This is a genomic window from Bradyrhizobium sp. ISRA430, assembly GCF_029909975.1.
Lineage (GTDB): Bacteria > Pseudomonadota > Alphaproteobacteria > Rhizobiales > Xanthobacteraceae > Bradyrhizobium.
This window is the reverse complement of sequence record NZ_CP094516.1, coordinates 5,416,971-5,435,486: the sequence shown is the minus strand read 5'-3', so window position 1 is coordinate 5,435,486 and position 18,516 is coordinate 5,416,971. Positions and strand designations below refer to the sequence as shown.

Annotated in this window: 19 protein-coding genes; 11 read left to right on the top strand and 8 right to left on the bottom strand. The window is 64.8% G+C overall.

All coding sequences use genetic code 11. The features are described from left to right. The first annotated feature begins 178 nt into the window (after positions 1 to 178). The 7 genes from dnaJ to MTX21_RS25755 all read left to right on the top strand — a co-directional run bounded on the left by dnaJ (position 179) and on the right by MTX21_RS25755 (position 5,370). Positions 179 to 1,309 (top strand): molecular chaperone DnaJ, encoded by a 1,131-nt coding sequence (dnaJ, locus tag MTX21_RS25785; protein WP_280967479.1) that lies wholly within the window; start codon positions 179 to 181, stop codon positions 1,307 to 1,309. Between the two features lie 88 nt (positions 1,310 to 1,397). Next, complete coding sequence (locus MTX21_RS25780; protein ID WP_280967478.1) at positions 1,398 to 1,997, top strand: rRNA adenine N-6-methyltransferase family protein; 600 nt, start codon at positions 1,398 to 1,400, stop codon at positions 1,995 to 1,997. 57 nt (positions 1,998 to 2,054) lie between these two features. Then, the gene (locus MTX21_RS25775) at positions 2,055 to 2,621 is read left to right on the top strand and encodes an NAD(P)H-dependent oxidoreductase (RefSeq protein WP_280967477.1); all 567 of its coding nucleotides are present in this window, start codon (positions 2,055 to 2,057) and stop codon (positions 2,619 to 2,621) included. 6 nt (positions 2,622 to 2,627) lie between these two features. Further along, complete coding sequence (pyrF, locus tag MTX21_RS25770; protein ID WP_280967476.1) at positions 2,628 to 3,338, top strand: orotidine-5'-phosphate decarboxylase; 711 nt, start codon at positions 2,628 to 2,630, stop codon at positions 3,336 to 3,338. Positions 3,339 to 3,435: 97 nt separating this feature from the next. After that, the gene (locus tag MTX21_RS25765) at positions 3,436 to 3,738 is read left to right on the top strand and encodes a DUF1330 domain-containing protein (protein ID WP_280967475.1); all 303 of its coding nucleotides are present in this window, start codon (positions 3,436 to 3,438) and stop codon (positions 3,736 to 3,738) included. Positions 3,739 to 3,903: 165 nt separating this feature from the next. Next, positions 3,904 to 4,719, top strand: coding sequence for a 4-hydroxy-tetrahydrodipicolinate reductase (dapB, locus tag MTX21_RS25760; RefSeq protein ID WP_280967474.1), 816 nt, complete (start codon positions 3,904 to 3,906; stop codon positions 4,717 to 4,719). 27 nt (positions 4,720 to 4,746) lie between these two features. Further along, on the top strand, positions 4,747 to 5,370 hold the full coding sequence (locus MTX21_RS25755; RefSeq protein ID WP_279373925.1) for a 2,3-bisphosphoglycerate-dependent phosphoglycerate mutase: 624 nt from the start codon (positions 4,747 to 4,749) through the stop codon (positions 5,368 to 5,370). Positions 5,371 to 5,564: 194 nt separating this feature from the next. On the opposite strand, the gene MTX21_RS25750 is transcribed toward MTX21_RS25755, so the two are convergent. Together MTX21_RS25750 and MTX21_RS25745 are read right to left on the bottom strand one after the other, a co-directional pair. Next, positions 5,565 to 6,461: a bifunctional helix-turn-helix domain-containing protein/methylated-DNA--[protein]-cysteine S-methyltransferase gene (locus MTX21_RS25750; RefSeq protein WP_280967473.1), complete on the bottom strand. Its 897-nt coding sequence runs from the start codon at positions 6,459 to 6,461 to the stop codon at positions 5,565 to 5,567. A 56-nt stretch (positions 6,462 to 6,517) separates the two neighbouring features. Then, a complete protein-coding gene (locus MTX21_RS25745; RefSeq protein ID WP_280967472.1) occupies positions 6,518 to 7,036 on the bottom strand; it encodes a DUF2244 domain-containing protein in 519 nt (172 codons plus the stop codon). A 22-nt stretch (positions 7,037 to 7,058) separates the two neighbouring features. Here MTX21_RS25745 and nth point away from each other — a divergent pair, with 22 nt between their 5' ends. After that, positions 7,059 to 7,826 (top strand): endonuclease III, encoded by a 768-nt coding sequence (gene nth, locus MTX21_RS25740; protein WP_280967471.1) that lies wholly within the window; start codon positions 7,059 to 7,061, stop codon positions 7,824 to 7,826. 7 nt (positions 7,827 to 7,833) lie between these two features. Here nth and MTX21_RS25735 read toward each other — a convergent pair whose 3' ends face one another. The 3 genes from MTX21_RS25735 to MTX21_RS25725 form a co-directional block, all read right to left on the bottom strand. Continuing rightward, positions 7,834 to 8,574, bottom strand: a complete 741-nt coding sequence (locus MTX21_RS25735) for a sulfate transporter family protein (RefSeq protein WP_280967470.1) — start codon at positions 8,572 to 8,574, stop codon at positions 7,834 to 7,836. 128 nt (positions 8,575 to 8,702) lie between these two features. Beyond that, entirely contained in the window at positions 8,703 to 10,121 is a 1,419-nt protein-coding gene (locus MTX21_RS25730; protein WP_280967469.1) for an MFS transporter, read from the bottom strand. 331 nt (positions 10,122 to 10,452) lie between these two features. Beyond that, complete coding sequence (locus MTX21_RS25725) at positions 10,453 to 11,379, bottom strand: LysR substrate-binding domain-containing protein (RefSeq protein ID WP_280967468.1); 927 nt, start codon at positions 11,377 to 11,379, stop codon at positions 10,453 to 10,455. Positions 11,380 to 11,490: 111 nt separating this feature from the next. Here MTX21_RS25725 and MTX21_RS25720 point away from each other — a divergent pair, with 111 nt between their 5' ends. Both MTX21_RS25720 and MTX21_RS25715 read left to right on the top strand, forming a co-directional pair. Then, a complete protein-coding gene (locus tag MTX21_RS25720; protein ID WP_280967467.1) occupies positions 11,491 to 12,678 on the top strand; it encodes a CoA transferase in 1,188 nt (395 codons plus the stop codon). Then, a complete protein-coding gene (locus MTX21_RS25715) occupies positions 12,675 to 13,622 on the top strand; it encodes a hydroxymethylglutaryl-CoA lyase (RefSeq protein ID WP_280967466.1) in 948 nt (315 codons plus the stop codon). Before MTX21_RS25720 ends, MTX21_RS25715 begins: the two co-directional genes overlap by 4 nt. A 197-nt stretch (positions 13,623 to 13,819) precedes the next feature. Here the strand turns inward: MTX21_RS25715 and nikR are convergent, their stop codons facing one another. Continuing rightward, the gene (nikR, locus tag MTX21_RS25710; protein ID WP_280967465.1) at positions 13,820 to 14,266 is read right to left on the bottom strand and encodes a nickel-responsive transcriptional regulator NikR; all 447 of its coding nucleotides are present in this window, start codon (positions 14,264 to 14,266) and stop codon (positions 13,820 to 13,822) included. 57 nt (positions 14,267 to 14,323) lie between these two features. Continuing rightward, complete coding sequence (locus tag MTX21_RS25705; RefSeq protein ID WP_280967464.1) at positions 14,324 to 16,783, bottom strand: heavy metal translocating P-type ATPase; 2,460 nt, start codon at positions 16,781 to 16,783, stop codon at positions 14,324 to 14,326. A gap of 50 nt (positions 16,784 to 16,833) precedes the next feature. Between MTX21_RS25705 and MTX21_RS25700 the strand changes: the two genes are divergently transcribed. Then, positions 16,834 to 17,109, top strand: a complete 276-nt coding sequence (locus MTX21_RS25700) for a metal-sensitive transcriptional regulator (protein WP_280967463.1) — start codon at positions 16,834 to 16,836, stop codon at positions 17,107 to 17,109. Between the two features lie 177 nt (positions 17,110 to 17,286). On the opposite strand, the gene MTX21_RS25695 is transcribed toward MTX21_RS25700, so the two are convergent. Further along, the gene (locus MTX21_RS25695) at positions 17,287 to 18,393 is read right to left on the bottom strand and encodes a YiiX/YebB-like N1pC/P60 family cysteine hydrolase (protein ID WP_280967462.1); all 1,107 of its coding nucleotides are present in this window, start codon (positions 18,391 to 18,393) and stop codon (positions 17,287 to 17,289) included. Positions 18,394 to 18,516: the final 123 nt, after the last annotated feature.

Sequence of the window (18,516 nt, the reverse complement as noted above, 5' to 3'; positions counted from 1 at the left end):
GGAGGCTTTCGTGTCGGGACGGGCGGGGCGCCTCCCCGTTACGATCAATCAATTCCCAGCCGTTATCCTGAACACCGCCGTGCTGCCCTCTGCCGCAAGGCGGAAGGCTGCCTATATTGTCGCGTGGCGACGCTGTTTCGCTCCGACTTGAATCGCGATTGGATAGACCGAGTCCGACATGTCCACCAAGCGCTGCTACTACGAAACCCTCGAAGTCGAACGCGACGCTGACGAGTCCAAGCTGAAATCGTCGTTCCGCAAGCTGGCGATGAAATTCCATCCCGACCGCAATCCCGGGGATGAGACGAGCGAAGTCCGGTTCAAGGAGATCAACGAGGCCTACGAGGTCCTCAAGGACAAGGACAAGCGCGCCGCCTATGACCGTTACGGTCATGCCGCCTTCGAGCAGGGCGGCTTCGGCGGTGGTGGTGCCGGCTTCGGCGCGGGCTTTGCGTCCTCTTTCTCCGACATTTTCGAGGATTTGTTCGGCATGGCCGGACAGCGCGGCCGCGGTGGCCGCGAACGTGGCGCCGACCTCCGCTACAACATGGAGATCACGCTCGAGGAAGCTTTCGGCGGCAAGACGGCGCAGATCGAGATCCCGGTCTCCGTCACCTGCGAGGCCTGCTCGGGCACCGGCGCGAAGGCCGGCACCAAGCCCAAGACCTGCTCGACCTGCGGTGGCGCCGGACGCGTGCGCCAGTCGCAGGGCTTCTTCACGCTCGAGCGCACCTGTCCCGGTTGTCAGGGCCGTGGTCAGATGATCGAGGATGCCTGCCCGTCCTGCGCGGGCCAGGGCCGGGTCACGCGCGAGCGGACGTTGTCGGTCAACATTCCCCAGGGCGTCGAGGACGGCACCCGGATCAGGCTCGCCGGTGAAGGCGAGGCCGGCGTTCGCGGCGGCCCGCCCGGCGACCTCTACATCTTCCTGTCGCTGGCCCAGCACCAGTTCTTCCAGCGCGACGGCGCCGACCTGCATTGCCGCGTGCCGATCTCGATGGTGACCGCCGCTCTTGGCGGCGAATTCGAGGTCCCGACCATCGACAAGGGGAAGACCAAGGTGAAGGTCCCGGCCGGGACCCAGTCCGGCCGCCGATTCCGCATTGCATCAAAAGGCATGCCGGTGCTGCGCTCGCGCCAGATGGGCGACATGTACGTCCAGGTCGTGGTCGAAACCCCGCAGAACCTCACCAAGAAGCAGCAGGAATTGCTGGCCGAGTTCGAGAAGCTCTCTTCCGGTGCGACCCATCCGGAATCGGTGGGTTTCTTCGCCAAGGTCAAGGACTTCTTCGGCAATCGAGCGAATTGACTCGGCTTGACCGTACCGCCCGCGGCCTATACGTCTTTATGACCATTTTCTGACACGCCGCGGCGACGCGGTCCCGTCCGGTCCTGACATGCCATTGCAATCGTCCGCGCGTGCGTTGAAGAAGCCCCGTCTCGACGACGAGGTTCGTTTTCTCCGATCGTGGATCGAAAAGCCGCTGCATATGGGTGCGGTGATGCCTTCGGGTAAGCTGCTGGCCCGGACCATGGCCCATTACGTCGACGTCGATTCAGACGGACCGGTGGTCGAGCTCGGGCCAGGCACCGGCGCCATCACTTCGGCGCTGATCGAGCGCGGCGTCGATCCGAAGCGTCTCGTCCTCGTCGAATATAATCCCGGCTTCTGCGCGCTGCTGCGCGACCGCTATCCGCAGGCCAAGGTCGTCCAGGGCGACGCCTATCGCCTGCGTGACACGCTCTGGAATGTGCTGAGCACGCCGGCTTCCGCGGTCGTCTCCGGCCTGCCGCTGGTGACCAAACCGATGCTGACGCGGCTGCGGCTCATTCGCGACGCCTTCACGGCGTTGGCGCCCGGCGCGCCCTTCGTGCAATTCACCTACGCGGTTGTGCCGCCGATTCCGAAATCGCTCCCCGGCGTGTCCACAGAGGCCTCGGAACGGATCTGGATGAACCTTCCGCCGGCCCGCGTCTGGGTGTATCGCAAGGATTAATTCCGCCGGCTTTCCTCTATGCGCGGCGGGCTCGTTTCGCCGAACGCGTTTGATTGGATGCCCGCACCCAAGATCCTCGTCATTCCCGGCTCGCTGCGCACCGGCTCGCACAACGCGAAACTGGCGGCGGTTGCGGCTTACGAATTCGCCCAGGCCGGCGTCGACGTCACCCGCATCTCGCTCGCCGATTTTCCGCTGCCGATCTACGATGGCGAGTCAGGGGTGCCCAAGCACGCGATCAATCTCAAGCGCATGATCGGCGCACACCAGGGCGTTCTGATCGTCACGCCCGAATACAATGCCTCGGTGCCTCCGCTGCTCAAGAACGCGATCGACTGGGTCAGCCGCGTGCAGGATCCGCACGAGGCGCGCGGCGACGTATTCCGCCATCGGGTGTTTGCGCTTGCCGGTGCTTCGCAGAGCCGGCTCGGCGCGTCCCGCGCGCTTGGGGCGTTGCGGCTGATCCTGACCTCCTGCCACGCCAATGTGATCGCCGGCCAGCTCGCGCTCGCCTTTGCCGACCAGGCCTATGACGATATGGACAGGCTGAAGAACCAGTCCGACATCGACGCGCTGAAGGAGATGGTGCGGCAGTTGATCGACGTTTCCCAACGCATGATGTGAGGTGACATGACGCCTGCTGAAATCGCCCCCAAGGACCGCTTGATCGTCGCGCTCGATTTGCCGAGCCTTGAGCTTGCGGAGGCGATGGTCAATCGGCTCGGCGACAGCGTCACCTTTTACAAGATCGGCTATCGGCTCGCTTATGCTGGTGGTCTGCCGCTGGTCGGCAAGCTCGCCGACAGGGGCAAGAAGGTCTTCCTCGATCTCAAGCTGCACGATATCGGCAACACGGTGATGCAGGGCGTCGAGAGCATCACCAGGTTAGGAGCGACCTTCCTCACCGTGCACGCCTATCCGCAGACCATGAAGGGCGCCGTCGAAGGCCGCCGCAACTCGAGCCTGAAGATCCTCGCCGTCACGGTGCTGACCTCTTACAACGAGGACGATCTGCACGCCGCCGGCTACCGGCTCGGCGTCTCCGAGCTGGTCGAAGCGCGCGCCCAGCAGGCGCAGGTGCTCGGCATCGACGGTCTCATCTGCTCGCCGGAGGAAGTGGGCAGCCTGCGCAAGATCGTCGGCCACCAGATGAACCTCGTCACTCCCGGCATCAGGCCGGCAGGCTCGGCGACCGGCGACCAGAAGCGCATCATGACGCCGGGGCGCGCGATTGCCGCGGGCGCCGACTATCTCGTCGTCGGGCGGCCGGTGGTGGAGGCCGCTGATCCGAAGGCAACGGCCGATGCAATCCAGGCCGAGATTGCGCAAGCACTCGGCTAGAGCATGATCCGGATCCGAAGGATCGCTTTAGCGAAGCGTGTAACGGCTTTCCGACAAGATCATGCTCAGATCGACAGCCACAACAGGGAGAAGAACAATGGCAAAGGGCTACTGGATCGGACGCGTCGACGTGCACAATGACGAGGGCTACAAGCCCTACGCCGTCGCCAACGGCCCGATCTTCAAGAAATTTGGCGGCCGCTTCGTCGTCCGTGCCGGCAGGTTCACCACCGTCGAAGGCCAGAGCCGCACCCGCAACGTGGTGATCGAATTCCCGGACTACGAGACCGCGATCGCCTGCTACAACTCGCCGGAATATCAGGCCAACATCAAGGTGCGCCAGCCGCACTCCCTCGCCGACCTCATCATCATCGAGGGCTACGACGGCCCGCAGCCCTAGGGCGGCGCTATCGTCATGGCCGGGCTTGTCCCTGCCATCCACGTCTTCTTGCCCACGTACGGCTCTTTGTGGATGCCCGGGACAAGCCCGGGCATGACGGGTCCATGACCCTCGGTTGCCGGAACTCCATCCCGCCGCTACAACGGCCCCGAAGAGGATCACACCATGTCCGACATGCGCTTGATTGTTGCAGGAGCCGGCGGCCGGATGGGTCGCGCGTTGACGCGGGCGATTGCCGAAACCAAAGGCGCGGTGCTGGTCGGCGCGCTGGAAGCGCCGGGCTCGGAACTGCTCGGCAAGGACGCCGGCGTGCTCGCAGGGCTGCCGGCCAATGGCATACAACTCTCCGCCGACCTCTGGGCGATGTCGAAGGATGCCGACGGCATCCTCGATTTCACTGTGCCGGCGGCGACCATCGCCAATGTCGCGATCGCGGCCGAGCGCGGCCTCGTGCATGTCATCGGCACGACCGGGCTTTCGGCCTCCGACAACGCCGTGATCAAGAGCGTCACCAACCGCGCCGTCGTCGTGCAGTCCGGCAATATGAGCCTGGGCGTCAATTTGCTCGCTGCCGTGGTCAAGCGTGTCGCCAAGGCGCTCGACGAAACCTTCGACATCGAGATTGTCGAAACCCATCATCGCATGAAGGTCGATGCGCCCTCGGGCACGGCGCTGATGCTGGGCCAAGCCGCTGCGGCCGGCCGCGGCATCTCGCTCGATAAGCATTCGGCACGTGGCCGCGACGGCATCACCGGTGCACGGCGTCCCGGCGACATCGGCTTTGCCTCCTTGCGTGGCGGCACCGCGGCGGGCGACCACAGCGTCAGCTTTCTTGGAGCCTTCGAGCGCCTGACGCTGTCGCATCATGCCGAAGACCGCATGCTGTTCGCCCATGGCGCGCTGAGAGCAGCACTCTGGGCGCACGGCAAGAAGCCGGGGCACTACTCGATGGCCGACGTGCTGGGTCTTGCCGACATCTGAACGAAGATAAGTAACGGAAAGCAGTCAATGAGCGAACGTCTCCTCGTGCTCGTGCGCCACGGCCAGAGCGAATGGAATCTGAAGAACCTGTTCACGGGGTGGAAGGATCCCGATCTCACCGAGCAGGGTGTGGCGGAAGCCAGGGAAGCGGGTCGCAAGCTGAAGGCGCAGGGGCTCGTCTTCGACGTTGCCTTCACCTCGGTGCTGACCCGCGCGCAGCACACGCTCGACCTCATCCTCGGCGAGCTCGGCCAGGAAGGCCTGCCCACAGCCAAGGATCTCGCGCTGAACGAGCGCGACTATGGCGATCTCTCCGGCCTCAACAAGGACGACGCGCGCAAGAAATGGGGCGAGGAACAAGTGCACATCTGGCGCCGCTCCTACGACGTGTCGCCGCCCGGCGGCGAAAGCCTGAAGGACACGCTGGCGCGCGCGCTGCCCTATTACGTGCAGGAGATTCTGCCCGCCGTGCTCAACGGCAAGCGCACGCTGGTCGCCGCCCACGGCAACTCGCTGCGCGCGCTGATCATGGTGCTGGAGAAGCTTTCGCCCGAGGGCATCCTGAAGCGCGAGCTCGCCACCGGCGTGCCGATCATCTACCGCCTCAACGCGGATTCGACGGTGGCATCGAAGCTGGACCTGGCGGGGTAAGCTCGATAGCGTGAGGTGCGGTTAGGTCGCGCCAAACATTCAGCGTCGTCCCGGCGAAGGCCGGGACCCATAACCCCAGGAAGAAGTTTAGCGAAGACTTGCAGTTATCCTGTCTTCGCGTCGGACTTATACAGTCTGCCGCCGATAGAGCGCGCGGTATGGGTCCCGGCCTTCGCCGGGACGACGATGTGGATCTACTGCACCCCAAGCCGCCCGGCTTCCCAGCCCAGCATCGCCTGCTTGCGGGTGATGCCCCAGTGATAGCCGGTGAGCGTACCGCCCTTGCCGAGCGCGCGGTGGCAGGGCACGACGAACGAGACCGGGTTCTTGCCGACGGCGGCGCCGACGGCGCGCGAGGCCTTCGGATTGTTGATGTTGCAGGCGATGTCGGAATAGGACACCGCGCGCCCCATCGGGATCTTGAGCAGCGTCTCCCACACCCGCACCTCGAAATCGGTGCCGATCAGCACGACGCGAAGCGGCTGGTCGGGTCGCCAGAGGTTTGGGTCGAAGATGCGCTGGGCGAGTGGCGCCGTGCCTTCGTGATCCTCGACGTAAGTTGCCTTCGGCCAGCGCCGGGTCATATCGGCAAGCGCGATGTTCTCTTCACCGGGATCGGCGAAAGCGAGGCCCGACAATCCCCGCTCGGTCGCGATCACGATCGCGGTGCCGAAGGGGGAGGGATGGAAGCCATAGCGCAACGTCAGGCCCGCGCCGCCATTCTTCCATTCGCCCGGCGACATCGCCTCATGGGTGACGAAGAGGTCGTGCAGCCGGCCGGGCCCCGACAGACCGGAATCGAGTGCCGCGTCGAGGATGCTCGCGGAATCCCGGAGCAGGCTCTTGGCATGGTCGAGGGTGAGCGCCTGCATGAAGGCCTTCGGCGTGATCGAGGCCCAGCGGCGGAACAGATGGTGCAGTTCATCCGGCGTGACCCCCGCGGCATCCGCCATCGCCTCGATGGTTGGCTGTGCGCGCCAGTTCTCCGAAATGAAGGCGATCGCCCGGCGCACCGAATCATAGTCGCGTAGTGCGGCGTTCTGGGAGCCTGGCCTGGCCAGGCGCTGGTCATGTATGGCGAGTGTCATCATGACCGGAAATGTAGGAGAGCGGACCGCTTGAAACCACCCGATTTCCGACTCGCAAATCAGGTGACCGGATTGTAGGTCAGGCCGCGCCTGGCCGCGTTCAGCGCCTGGATTAAGGCCTTGGCGAAGCTTGCCTTTTCCTCGGGTCCGAGGAACCCGCCGATGGACAGGCAGCGGCCCCGCGAGATCAGATAGAGGTGTTCGAGGCCGTACTCCTCATCGACATCCTGGTCGAGGCGGACCCAGAGCGGGTTGAACACCCATTCGGCGACATCGCCGCGATGGCTGACGCGCCGCACGCGCAATTCCGACGGCGTGACGACGATCTCCTCGCTCGCCCGCGCGCTGCGGAAATTGACCTTGAACGCCCACCAGATCACCAGCACGTCGAGGCCGAAGAAGCCGAGCACCGGCCATGCGCCCATCATCAGAAAGACGATGCCGGTCGCAAAACTGACGACGCTCAAGAACAGCATCACGGCGAGAAAGCCGGTGCGGTTAAGCGAGCGATGCGGGGTCAGCAACGCGGAAAAGATCAGCGGCTCGCTCTCGCGCTCAATTTCGTTGCCTGTGCTCATCGTCTCTCAGTATATCCCGATCATGGCGAAAATCACCCGCAAGCCGGCTCCGCGCAAACCGGCCGTGCCGAAGAAAAAGGCAAAAAAAGCCACTGGCGGGCCAAAGCGGCCTGCGAAGTCCTCGCTCAAAGCCACCAAAACCAAACCTGCAAAGCCCTGGACGCCGGCGGAGATCCATGAGGTCTTCAGCCGTTTCCGCAAGGCCAATCCTGAGCCGAAGGGGGAGCTGGAGCACCTCAATCCCTTTACGCTGCTCGTGGCCGTCGTGCTGTCGGCGCAGGCGACCGACGCCGGAGTCAACAAGGCGACACGGGAATTGTTCAAGGTCGCCGACAGCCCGCAGAAGATGCTCGACCTCGGCGAGGAACGCTTGCGCGACTACATCAAGAGCGTCGGGCTCTACCGCACCAAGGCCAAGAATGTGATCGCGCTGTCGGCAAAGCTGCTGGCGGAGTTCGGCGGCGAAGTGCCGCGCACGCGCGCCGGGATTGAGTCGCTGCCCGGCGCGGGCCGCAAGACCGCCAATGTCGTGCTCAACATGGCCTTTGGCGAGCACACCATGGCGGTCGACACCCATGTCTTCCGCGTCGGCAACCGCACCGGGCTTGCGCGCGGCAAGACGCCGCTCGAGGTCGAGCTCGGTCTCGAAAAGGTGATCCCGGCGGAGTTCATGTTGCATGCGCATCATTGGTTGATCCTGCACGGCCGCTATACTTGCCTCGCGCGCAAGCCGCGCTGCGAGGTGTGCCTGATCAACGATCTCTGCCGCTGGCCGGAGAAGACGGTCTGAGTCGCCGTCACCGCATCGAGCGCGCCGGCTCGATCAGCTCGGGCCGCGACCCCGACAGCCGCTTGTGCATGTGGACCATGAAGGCCATGCCGAAGATCGGCGTCGCCAGATTGACCACCGGGATCGAGACGAAGGCCGCGATGATCAGGCCGGCGGCGAAGATGGTCGACGCGTTGTCGCGCCGCATCGCCTTGGCTTCCTCCGGTGACCGGAAGCGCATCGCCGCGAGCTCGAAATATTCGCGTCCGAGCAGCCAGGCGGTGGCGAGAAAGAAGATCAAGAAGCCGGCACCGGCCAGGAACACGAAGGGCAGCACTATCAGATAGACCAGAATCGTGAGCAGCGCGGTCTTGATGCCCTCGTGGATCGCGAGCGTGAACGGCAGCGCGACGCCGGGACGCTCGGCGGGATAATGCTCGCGCTCGACATGGTCGGCGACGTCGTCGACGAACAGGCTCGCCACCAGCGAGGTGATCGCAGGCATCAAGAGAATGCCGCCGAACACGACGCCGAGGCCAGCGGCAATCGAGACAATCCAGGACAACACCTCGAGCGCAGAGTGCCAGCCGGGGCCGAGCAGCCCTTCGAGCCAGACCTCGCCATAGGTCGCAAACCAGCTCAATAGCCGCTGCAAGCCGATCGCCAGCACGGTGATCAGCACCAGGGCAACGCCGATCGAGCGCCACAGGATCGAGCGCATCGGCGGCGAGATCATTTGCGACAGCGCCTTGACGGCGGCATCCAGCATGGGAGTACCTCTCACGAAACCACCCGCGAGAGGTAGACACGAGAAGCTGCTTCGGCAAGGGATGCTGATCCGTCGCCGCCTGCGGCGTAAAGCGCGATCGAGCCGGAACGGGACGAGCCAAGTGGCGGCTACGCCGCGTCGAGCGGCTTGCCGCGCACGTTCGGACCGAACAACGCCATCGCGATCACCACGATCAGCATCGCCGCAGTGATCAGGCCGAACACGCCGATGACGCCGCCCTCCTTCAGCATGTAGGCGACGATGAAGCCCGAGAATGTCGCGCTGAGCCGGCTCATCGAATAGACGAGACCGGAGGCGCGCGCCCGGATCTGCGTCGGGAACACTTCGGTCTGATAGGCATGGTAGGCGTAGGACATCGTCGTATTGCAGGCCGTCAGCAACACGCCGCAGACGATCAGCAGCGCCGGCGCGCTGAGCTGCGCGAACGCCATGCCGAAGACGATGATGGCGATGCAGGCGCCCGCGATGATCCAGCGCCGCTCGAATTTGTCGGCAAAGCTAGCGGCCAATAGCGGCGCGATCGGATAGGCGAAGGCGACGATGAAGGAATATTGCAGGCTCTTGGTGACGGTGATGCCCTTCTCGACCAGCAGCGTCGGCACCCAGTTGGCGAACCCGTAGAAGCCGAAGGCCTGACAGAGGTTGAACACCATGAACAGCACGACGAGCGAGAGGTAAGGCGGACGAAACAGATCGGCGAAGCCCACCGCCGCAACCGGCGGCGTCGCGGAGTGTGCCGGGATGGTGCCTGGACGCGATGCGGTCCTACTCCCGGCTGCCGCCTCCAGCGTCGCCAGGACGCGGAAGGCCTCCTCGTTGCGGCCATGCCGCGCCAGCCAGAGCGGGCTTTCGGGCAGGAACAGCCGCAGCACCCAGATGATCATGCTGGCAGCCGCGCCAATCAGCACCACCCAGCGCCAGCCGTCGACCCCATAGGGCGTGAGCGGCACCAGCCACCAGGCCAGAAAGGCGACGACGGGCACCGCGATGAACATGATCGCCTGGTTCACCGCAAAGGCGCGCCCGCGCATCCAGCTCGGCACGAGTTCGGTGATGTAGGCATCGATGGTGATGACCTCGACGCCAATGCCGATGCCCGCAAGGAAGCGCCAGAACAGGAGGCCTTCAGAGGAGGTCTGGCACGCCATGATGACGGACGCCGCGGAATAGCCGAGCAGCGCATAGGTGAAGATCGCGCGCCGTCCGAAGCGGTCGGCGAGGAAGCCGAGGAAGAAGGTGCCGACGAACAGGCCGGCAAAGGTCGCGGCGACGAAGGCGCCGATGCCGGAGAAGCCGAAGAAAGCCTGCGTCGTCGTGGTCAATAGCCCGCTGCGGCCCAGGCCCGGCGCGATATAGCCGGTCAGGAACAGGTCGTAGATCTCGAAGCAGCCGCCGAGCGAAAGCAGGATGATGAGGCGCCAGACGTAGGCGGAGGCCGGCATGGCTTCCAGCCGTCGCGAGATCTCGTCCGGCGCTGCGGCTGCCGTGTCGAGCTCAAAGCCGGTGTCGATGCCCACGACGCTCATGATGTCCTCCCCGTGAAGCGCGCGCATCTCGCGGCGCCGGTCCCGGTGGCTTTCTTGCCGAAGCTCTGCCGGGTCGCGCCATGTTGGCGGCGGCTGGCCAGAAATCCAGACGAACATATCGATGGAAGCGTTCGAGAAACGCGAACTCGTGTGTTCTTCGCCTCTCCCCGCAAGCGGGGAGAGGCCGGAATTTACGACGGCAAATTCCGGGTGAGGGGACTCTCCACGAGTCCATTTGCTACCGTCTTTGCGAAGGCAGCCCCTCACCCCAACCCTCTCCCCGTAAGAACGGGGAGAGGGAGCGCATCGTCTCCGCGGCGACAGTCTTCCTTCAGCCCAACAGCTTCGCCTGCCAGTGCCCGCCGCGCACCTGCTCGGCGATCAGCTTGAGCATCAGGCGCCGCATCTCTTCCATGACATAGGTCATCGGCCGGTTGCGCAGGCGGCAGAGATAGAGCGTTCGGGTCAGCTTCGGCTCGATCACCTCGCGCGCGACCAGGCGGCGCGCCGCAAGCTGTTCCTGCGCGAACAATTTGGTCGCGATGGTGCATCCGAGACCCGCAACCAGCGCGCCGGTCATGCCGCTGATCGAGTTGGCGTGCAGGATGGCGCCGGCTTCGAGCCGCTTGAGCAGCACCGGATCATCCAGCAAGGCTCGGGCCGAGAGGCCGTGGCGCAGTAGGATCAGCGGCAGCCGGCTCAATTCCTCGAACCTGATCGGAAGCTTGGCCTTGCCTACCAGCTTCGTCGTGCCGACCAGGAACATCTGCTCCTCGAGCACCGGCTCGGTGATCAGGTCCTTTTCCGACGGCGGGTTGTAGACCAGCGCGAGATCGACGTCGGAGGCCATCAGATGCATCAGCGTCGCGCCTGACAGGCTCTCGGTGAGCGACAGCTTCAGCTTCGGATAGTCGGCGAGCACGGTGCGCATCAAGGGCACCCCGATCGCCTTGACGCCGGAATTCGCCATGCCGATCGAGATTTCGCCCGCGATTACGCGCGCGCCCTGGCGCACCTCGGTCTCGGCCTCTGCCATCGCGCGCAGGATGATGCGGGCGTGCTCGTAGAGCCGCTCTCCGGCAGCGGTCGGTTCCATGCCGCGCGACTTGCGCTCGAACAAGGGCGCCGCAAACTCGGCTTCGAGATTGGAGATATGATGGCTCAGCGCCGACTGCGCGACATTGACCGGGTCGGCCGCGCGCGACAGGTTCCGCTGCTCATAGACAGCGATGAAATAGCGGAGCTGGCGCGAATCCATATCAGGTCGGGGTCAGCGTTCGAAAACCGTGAAGAGAGTCTTCGACAGATTATATTTTTCAGAAGGCTTGTGAAGGCCTAGGCTGCCTGCCCAGCGAACAGGGAGTGGCGCATGGAGAGGGAAGGATCAGCGGCCGGACTGCCGCTGGCAGGCGTGCGCGTCATCGAGATGACCCACATGGTCATGGGTCCGACCTGCGGCATGATCCTCGCGCAATTGGGCGCCGAGGTGATCAAGGTCGAGCCGCCGGCCGGCGACAAGACCCGCAGCTTGGGGGGCATGGGCACCTCCTTCTTTCCGCTGTTCAATCGCGGCAAGCGCAGTGTCGTACTCGATTTCGAGAAGGCGGAGGATCGCGACACCATGCACCGCCTGCTCGCGACCGCCGACGTGTTCCTGGAAAATTTCCGCGACGGTCTGCTCGAAAAGCAGGGGCTCGACGCAGACGAGTTGCGCCGCCGCCATCCACATCTGATCGTCGCGGGCCACAAGGGCTTTCTGTCCGGCCCTTACGAGCATCGCCCGGCGCTCGACGAGGTCGTGCAGATGATGTCAGGCCTCGCCGCGATGACCGGCACGCGCGAGAAACCGCAGCGCGTCGGCTCGTCCGCCAACGACATCATGGGTGGCATGTTCGGCGTGATCGCGATTCTCGCGGCGCTCTATCAGAAGCGCGCGGGCAAGCGCGACGGCGCCGACATCCGCATCGGCCTGTTCGAGAACTGCCTGTTCCTGGTGGCCCAACACATGGTCGAATACGAGATGACCGGCAACAAGCCGCGCTCGATGCCGGAGCGCGAGCACGCCTGGCCGATCTACGACATCTTCGATGCCGCCGGTGGCGAGCGCATTTTCATCGGTGTCGTCACCGAAGGCCATTGGCAAAGCTTTTGCCGCGAGTTTGGTCTCACCGAGTTCCTCGATGACCCCGCCTTGCGGACCACGACCGACCGCATCCTGGCGCGCGCACGGATCATTCCGCGCGTTGCCGAGGTGATCGCGCAGCGGAGCGTGGCGGAGCTGTCGCAAAAGCTCGATGCGCTCAACATCTGCTTCTCGCCGATCAATCGCCCTGAGGATCTCTTCGCCGATCCTCACGTGTTGCGGCCGGGCGGGCTCGTCAACAACGCCAATACCGACGGACAGCCATTCCGTGTGCCGGCGCTGCCGATCGAGTGGAACGGCCGCAACCTCGGCGAAGGCTTGAAGGTCGCGCCGCTCGGCGCCGACACGTCGGCCGTTCGTGCCGAGATCGACAATGAAGACACCACGTCGAAAGCCGCAGGGAGGCGCGCATGAGCCGCATTCAGGAGATTTATCCCTCGGGTCGCGTCAGCCTGCGCGAGGTGGGTCTGCGCGACGGGCTTCAGCTCGTGAAAAAGTTTCCCTCAACCGAAGCCAAGCAGCGCTGGGTACGCGAGGAATATGCTGCCGGCGCGCGGCATTTCGAAGTCGGCTCGTTCCTGCCCGCAAAGACCTTTCCGCAGTTCGTCGATGTTCGCGATGTGATCGCGACGGTGGCGAGCCTGCGCGGCGCCCATGGCGTCGCGCTCACGCTCAATGAGCGCGGGGTCAATGACGCCCTTGAATCCGGCGTCGGCGAGATCGCCTCGGTTGTTTCGGCGACCGAGGAGCACAGCCTGGCCAACGCGCATCGCTCGCGCGAGTCCGCAATCGCGAACGTCAGGCGCCTCTGCGAAATGCGCGACGCCAGCCAGCACAAGCCGCTCGTCAATGCGGCAATCTCGATGGCGCTGGGCTGCTCGATCACCGGCCCGGTCGATCCTGTCGAGGTGCTGCGGCTGGTCGACAAATGCCTCGAGGCAGGCGTCGATTTCGTCGGGATCGCCGACACCGTCGGCTATGCCGGGCCGAAGCAGGTGGCCGAGCTGACGCGCGCCGCGGTGAAGCTCGCCGGGTCGAAGCCGATCTGCATCCATCTCCACGACACCCGCGGCATGGGCATCGCCAACGCCGCGGCCGCGCTCGACGAAGGCGTTCGCATCCTCGACGGCTCGCTCGGCGGCCTTGGCGGCTGTCCCTTCGCGCCCGGTGCGACCGGCAATGTCGTGTTCGAAGACCTCGCGTTTCTCTGCGAAAGCAAGGGTTTTGTCACCGGGATCGATCTGGAGAAGCTGATCGCCGTGCGCAAGATCCTGCGCGAGGAAATGCCGAACGAGCCGCTCTATGGCGGTGTCGCGAGGGCGGGCCTGCCGTGCGGGAGCGCAGCGAAAGCGGCCTAGGGGCCCACTCCTGCGCTGCTCTCCCTTCTCCCCTTGTGGGAGAAGGTGGCGCGCGTAGCGCGCCGGATGAGGGGTTCTCTCCGCGAGTTCAGATCTAGAGTGAGACTCTCGGCGAGAGACCCCTCACCCGTCTCGCCGCTATGCGGCGAGCCACCCTCTCCCACAAGGGTAGAGGGCAAGCACCGCACGCGCGTCGACTACTCATGCCGATGCGCATGCTTTCGCGCCCTCGCCTGCCTTCCTTCCCCCGTCGGGATCATCACCACGCGGCCATAGCGAACGCCGCGTTCGGCGATGATGTGGTCGGCGAAATGCCGGACTTCACCGGCGTCGCCGCGTAGCGCCGTCATCTCCATGCAGTTGTTGTCGTCGAGATGGACGTGCAGCGTCGCCAGCGCGAGATCGTGATGGCCGTGGAATTCCTGCACCAGGCGCTTTGAGAGATCGCGGGCGGCATGATCGTAGACATAGACGAGCCCGGCAACGCACGGGCCGGTCTGCGCGGTACCTTCGCTGCTCTGCTGCAGCCCGGCGCGCGCAAGGTCGCGGATGATCTCGGAGCGGTTCTGGTAGCCGCGCGCTTCCGCTGCGGCATCGATCTCCGCCAAGAGATCATCTTCGATCGTGATCGTAATTCGCTGCATCAGACTCCTCCCTCGCGTGGCGCCGCTCGCGGCCGTTTTACACGGATTCCGCGGCGCTCACAGTCGCGTCGCGCGCAGGCGCAACGCATTGCCCACGACGCTCACCGAGGACAGCGCCATCGCCGCCGCCGCGATGATCGGCGACAGCAGGATGCCGAAAGCCGGATAGAGGATGCCGGCCGCGATCGGAATGCCGGCGGCGTTGTAGATGAAGGCGAAGAACAGGTTCTGGCGGATGTTGCGCATCGTTGCCTGCGACAGCTTTCGCGCACGCACGATGCCGGTGAGGTCGCCCTTGAGCAGGGTGACGCCGGCGCTCTCCATCGCCACGTCGGTGCCGGTGCCCATGGCGATGCCGACCTCGGCGGCCGCCAGTGCCGGTGCGTCGTTGACGCCGTCGCCGGCCATCGCGACGCTGCGGCCGCTCGTCTGCAGCTTTGCGACCACCGCGCTCTTCTGATCCGGCAGGACCTCTGCTTCCACCTCAGTGATGCCGAGCCTGCGCGCGACCGCCTCCGCGGTGGTACGGTTGTCGCCGGTCAGCATGATCACCTTGATGCCTTCGGCCGCGAGCGCCCTCAGCGCGTCCGGCGTCGACGCCTTGACTGGATCGGCGATCGCGAGCAGCCCGGCGACTGTGCCGTCGACGGCCATGTTGATCGCGGTGGCGCCATCCAGGCGCAGGCGCTCGGCCTCGGCATCGAGCTGCTTGGTGTCGATCCCGGTCGAGGCAAAGTACCTTGCATTCCCGAGCACGATGGTCTTGCCGTCGGCCTTGCCGGTCGCGCCCTTGCCGGTCGGCGAATCGAACGCGTCGACCTGGCTGAGCGCGAGCTGCTTCTCCTTGGCCGCGCGGACGATCGCGTCGGCCAGCGGGTGCTCGCTGGCGCGCTCGACGCTGGCCGCGAGGCGAAGGATCTCGTCCTCCGCAAACCCTGCCGCCGGGACGATCGCGACCACCTTGGGCCTGCCTTCCGTCAGCGTGCCGGTCTTGTCGACCACCAGCGTATCGATCTTCTCCATCCGCTCCAGCGCTTCGGCGTTCTTGATCAAAACACCGGCCTGCGCGCCGCGACCGACGCCGACCATGATCGACATCGGGGTCGCGAGCCCCAGCGCGCAGGGGCAGGCTATGATCAGCACGCTGACCGCGGCGACGAGGCCGAAAGCAAGCCGCGGCTCCGGTCCGAACCAGGCCCAGGCCGCGAACGCGATGATTGCGACGAGAATGACCGTCGGTACGAACCAGCCTGCCACCTGGTCGGCGAGCCGCTGGATCGGCGCCCGCGAACGCTGCGCGTCGGCGACCATCTGCACGATCTGCGACAGCAGCGTTTCGCGCCCGACCTTGTCGGCACGCATGATGAAGCCGCCCGATTGGTTGAGCGTGCCGGCGATCACGTTTGCGCCGGCCTCCTTGGTGACCGGCATGGATTCGCCGGTGACGAGGGATTCATCGAGCGAGGAGCGGCCTTCGAGGATGATGCCGTCGACCGGCACCTTCTCGCCGGGACGGACGCGCAAGCGGTCGCCGGCATGCAGCGCCTCGATCTCGACCTCGTGCTCGCTGCCGTCGGCATCGATGCGACGCGCGGTCTTCGGCGCAAGCTGCAACAGCGCCTTGATCGCGCCCGACGTCGCATCCCGGGCGCGTAGCTCCAGCACCTGGCCGAGCAGCACCAGCACCGTGATGACCGCGGCCGCCTCGAAATAGACGGCGACGGCGCCCTCATGGCCGCGGAAAGTGTCGGGGAAGAGGTTGGGCGCGATGGTGCCGATCAGGCTGTAGACATAGGCGACGCCCGTGCCCATCGCGATCAGCGTGAACATGTTCAAATTGCGCGTGATCAGCGACTGCCAGCCGCGCACCAGGAACGGCCAGCCGGCCCAAAGCACCACCGGCGTAGCAAAGACGAGCTGGATCCAGTTCGACAGCGTCGGATCGATCCAGTTGTGCGGACCGGCGAGATGGCCGCCCATCTCCAGCACCACCGCCGGCAGCGCCAGCGCGCCGCCGATCCAGAATCGCCGCGTCATGTCGGCAAGCTCCGGATTGGGACCGGTATCGAGGCTCGTGACCTCCGGTTCGAGCGCCATGCCGCAGATCGGGCAGCTTCCAGGTCCGACCTGGCGGATCTCAGGGTGCATCGGGCAAGTGTAGATCGTGCCCGCAGGCATTTCGGGCTCGGGCGCCTTTTCCTTGGCGAGATATTTGGCGGGATCGGCGGCGAACTTGGCGCGGCAACCGGCCGAGCAGAAATGGAAGGTCTCGCCCTGATGTTCGAAGCGATGCTTCGAGGTCGCGGGATTGACCGTCATGCCGCAGACGGGATCGCGAACCTTCTCGTCCCCACCATCGCTGTGGTGATGATGATGGGCGTGACCGGCAGGATCGACATGTCCGCCGCAGCATGAGGATGCGGCAGGCCTGGTGGCCGGCGGAGCCGCCTTCGCGGAGCACCCGCATCCGGAACCGCCTTCCGCGTCGTGATGATGCTTGTGTTCGGCGTTGTTCATTGCTGTGCTCCGGCCTTGCAACCTATACCCGGTAGGGGTATTTAGACCCTATGCGCAAGGACATCAAGGCATCTGTCGGAAAACGTCTCGGCCGGATCGAGGGCCAGGTTCGCGGCCTGTCGAAAATGGTCGAGGACGACCGTTACTGCATCGATATCGTCACGCAGATCTCGGCGGTGCGCGCGGCGCTGCGCCGGGTCGAGGAAGAGATATTGAAGGATCACGTCGCCCATTGCGTCGAGCACGCGATCGCGAGCGGCGACAAGGCAGATCAGCGCGAGAAGATCGCGGAGCTGATGGCGGTGATCGGAAGGGCGGAGCGGTAGGTTTTCGCATTCGCCGTCATTGCGAGCGCAGCGAAACAATCCAGAATCTTTTTCCGTGGTGATAGTCTGGATTGCTTCGCTACGCTCGCAATGACGGAGGAGAGCAAGCAACATATCTCCCCCACGTCGTCCCGGCGAAGGCCGGGACCTCCGCGCGAACGCTTGCGCTCGTCGCGATTATCCCAGGGAGGAGTTTGACGAAGACTCGTCGTTCGGTACTCCTACCGCCCAAACTCGATAGATCATGCGGTATGGGTCCTGGCTTTCGCCAGGACGACGCGGGCTGGCGTTCACGCCGCCACCTTGCGCGCGCGTCTGCGGCGCCTCGAACGGTACATCGCGATCTTCTTCAGCAACCGCTCGGACGCCGTTATGCGCTCGACAATCTTTTGCGGCGTGTGCAGGCACCTCGCCTGTCATCACTTCTTCAGCCGGAATTTCAACCGGCGCTTCTTCGTCAATCGCCTCAGGAACGAGCGGCGGCGCACTGATCGCTTCTGGAAACACACTGAACGTGCCCGCCACCTCCTCGAGCGGCTTTTGCTTGTCGGCCCAGTGCAGGGCTGTGTAGTCGAAGCCGTGCACGATGGTGGGTTTGACGACTTCGAAATAGGGCGAGATGTCGAAGTCGCGGGGCATGTAGAGCGAGGAGTCGCGGATATGCAGGATCTCGCGGCGGGCTGCGCGGCTGCCGGCTTTGGTGATCTTCGGCAGGATCGGATAGCGCACTGCGTCGAAGGCCTGTGCGATCAGGGCCGAGCAGATGATTTTGGTCGGATCGCCCGAGCCGAGCGCGATCATGCGGCGCCGCCAGCGCTGCGGCACCGGCAGCGGAATCAGGAAGCGCATCAGGTCGACGATGTTCTTGGTGTCGTAGCCGAAGCCGATGCGGTTGATCGCGTAACGGCAGACCGTGGTGCGGTCCTCATAGGACAGCCCGACCGGACGGCAGACGCGGGTATGATAGGGGAAATATTTCGACAGCGGCGCAGAGGTGACGCCTTCGCCGATATTGGCCTCGATCAGCACATGCGGCTCGCCGCTGGGCTCAACGGCGCCCTCGATCGGACCAACATATAGCGCGGCATGCGACCAGGTCGACTGCGTCAGATACTTGATGATGCCGGAGATGCGATTGTTGCCCTCGACGAGCAGCACGTCGCCCTGCTGGATGACGCCGCGCAGGTGCTCGGGGTCGCTCGGCGTGAACGGCTCGTAGCCCGGCACCTCCTTGGAGAGGTACGCGGCAATCAGCTTGCCGACTGAGTCTAGGACGGTCCCCATGTCGAACTCCCCCCACGGCCTTTTCCGGCCGTCTTTTTCCCTTCTCTATCATGGTCGAAACGTGTTGCAATTCGGTTCATCGTTCCGTGAGCTCAAGCACGATTGATTCACCATGATGGTTGC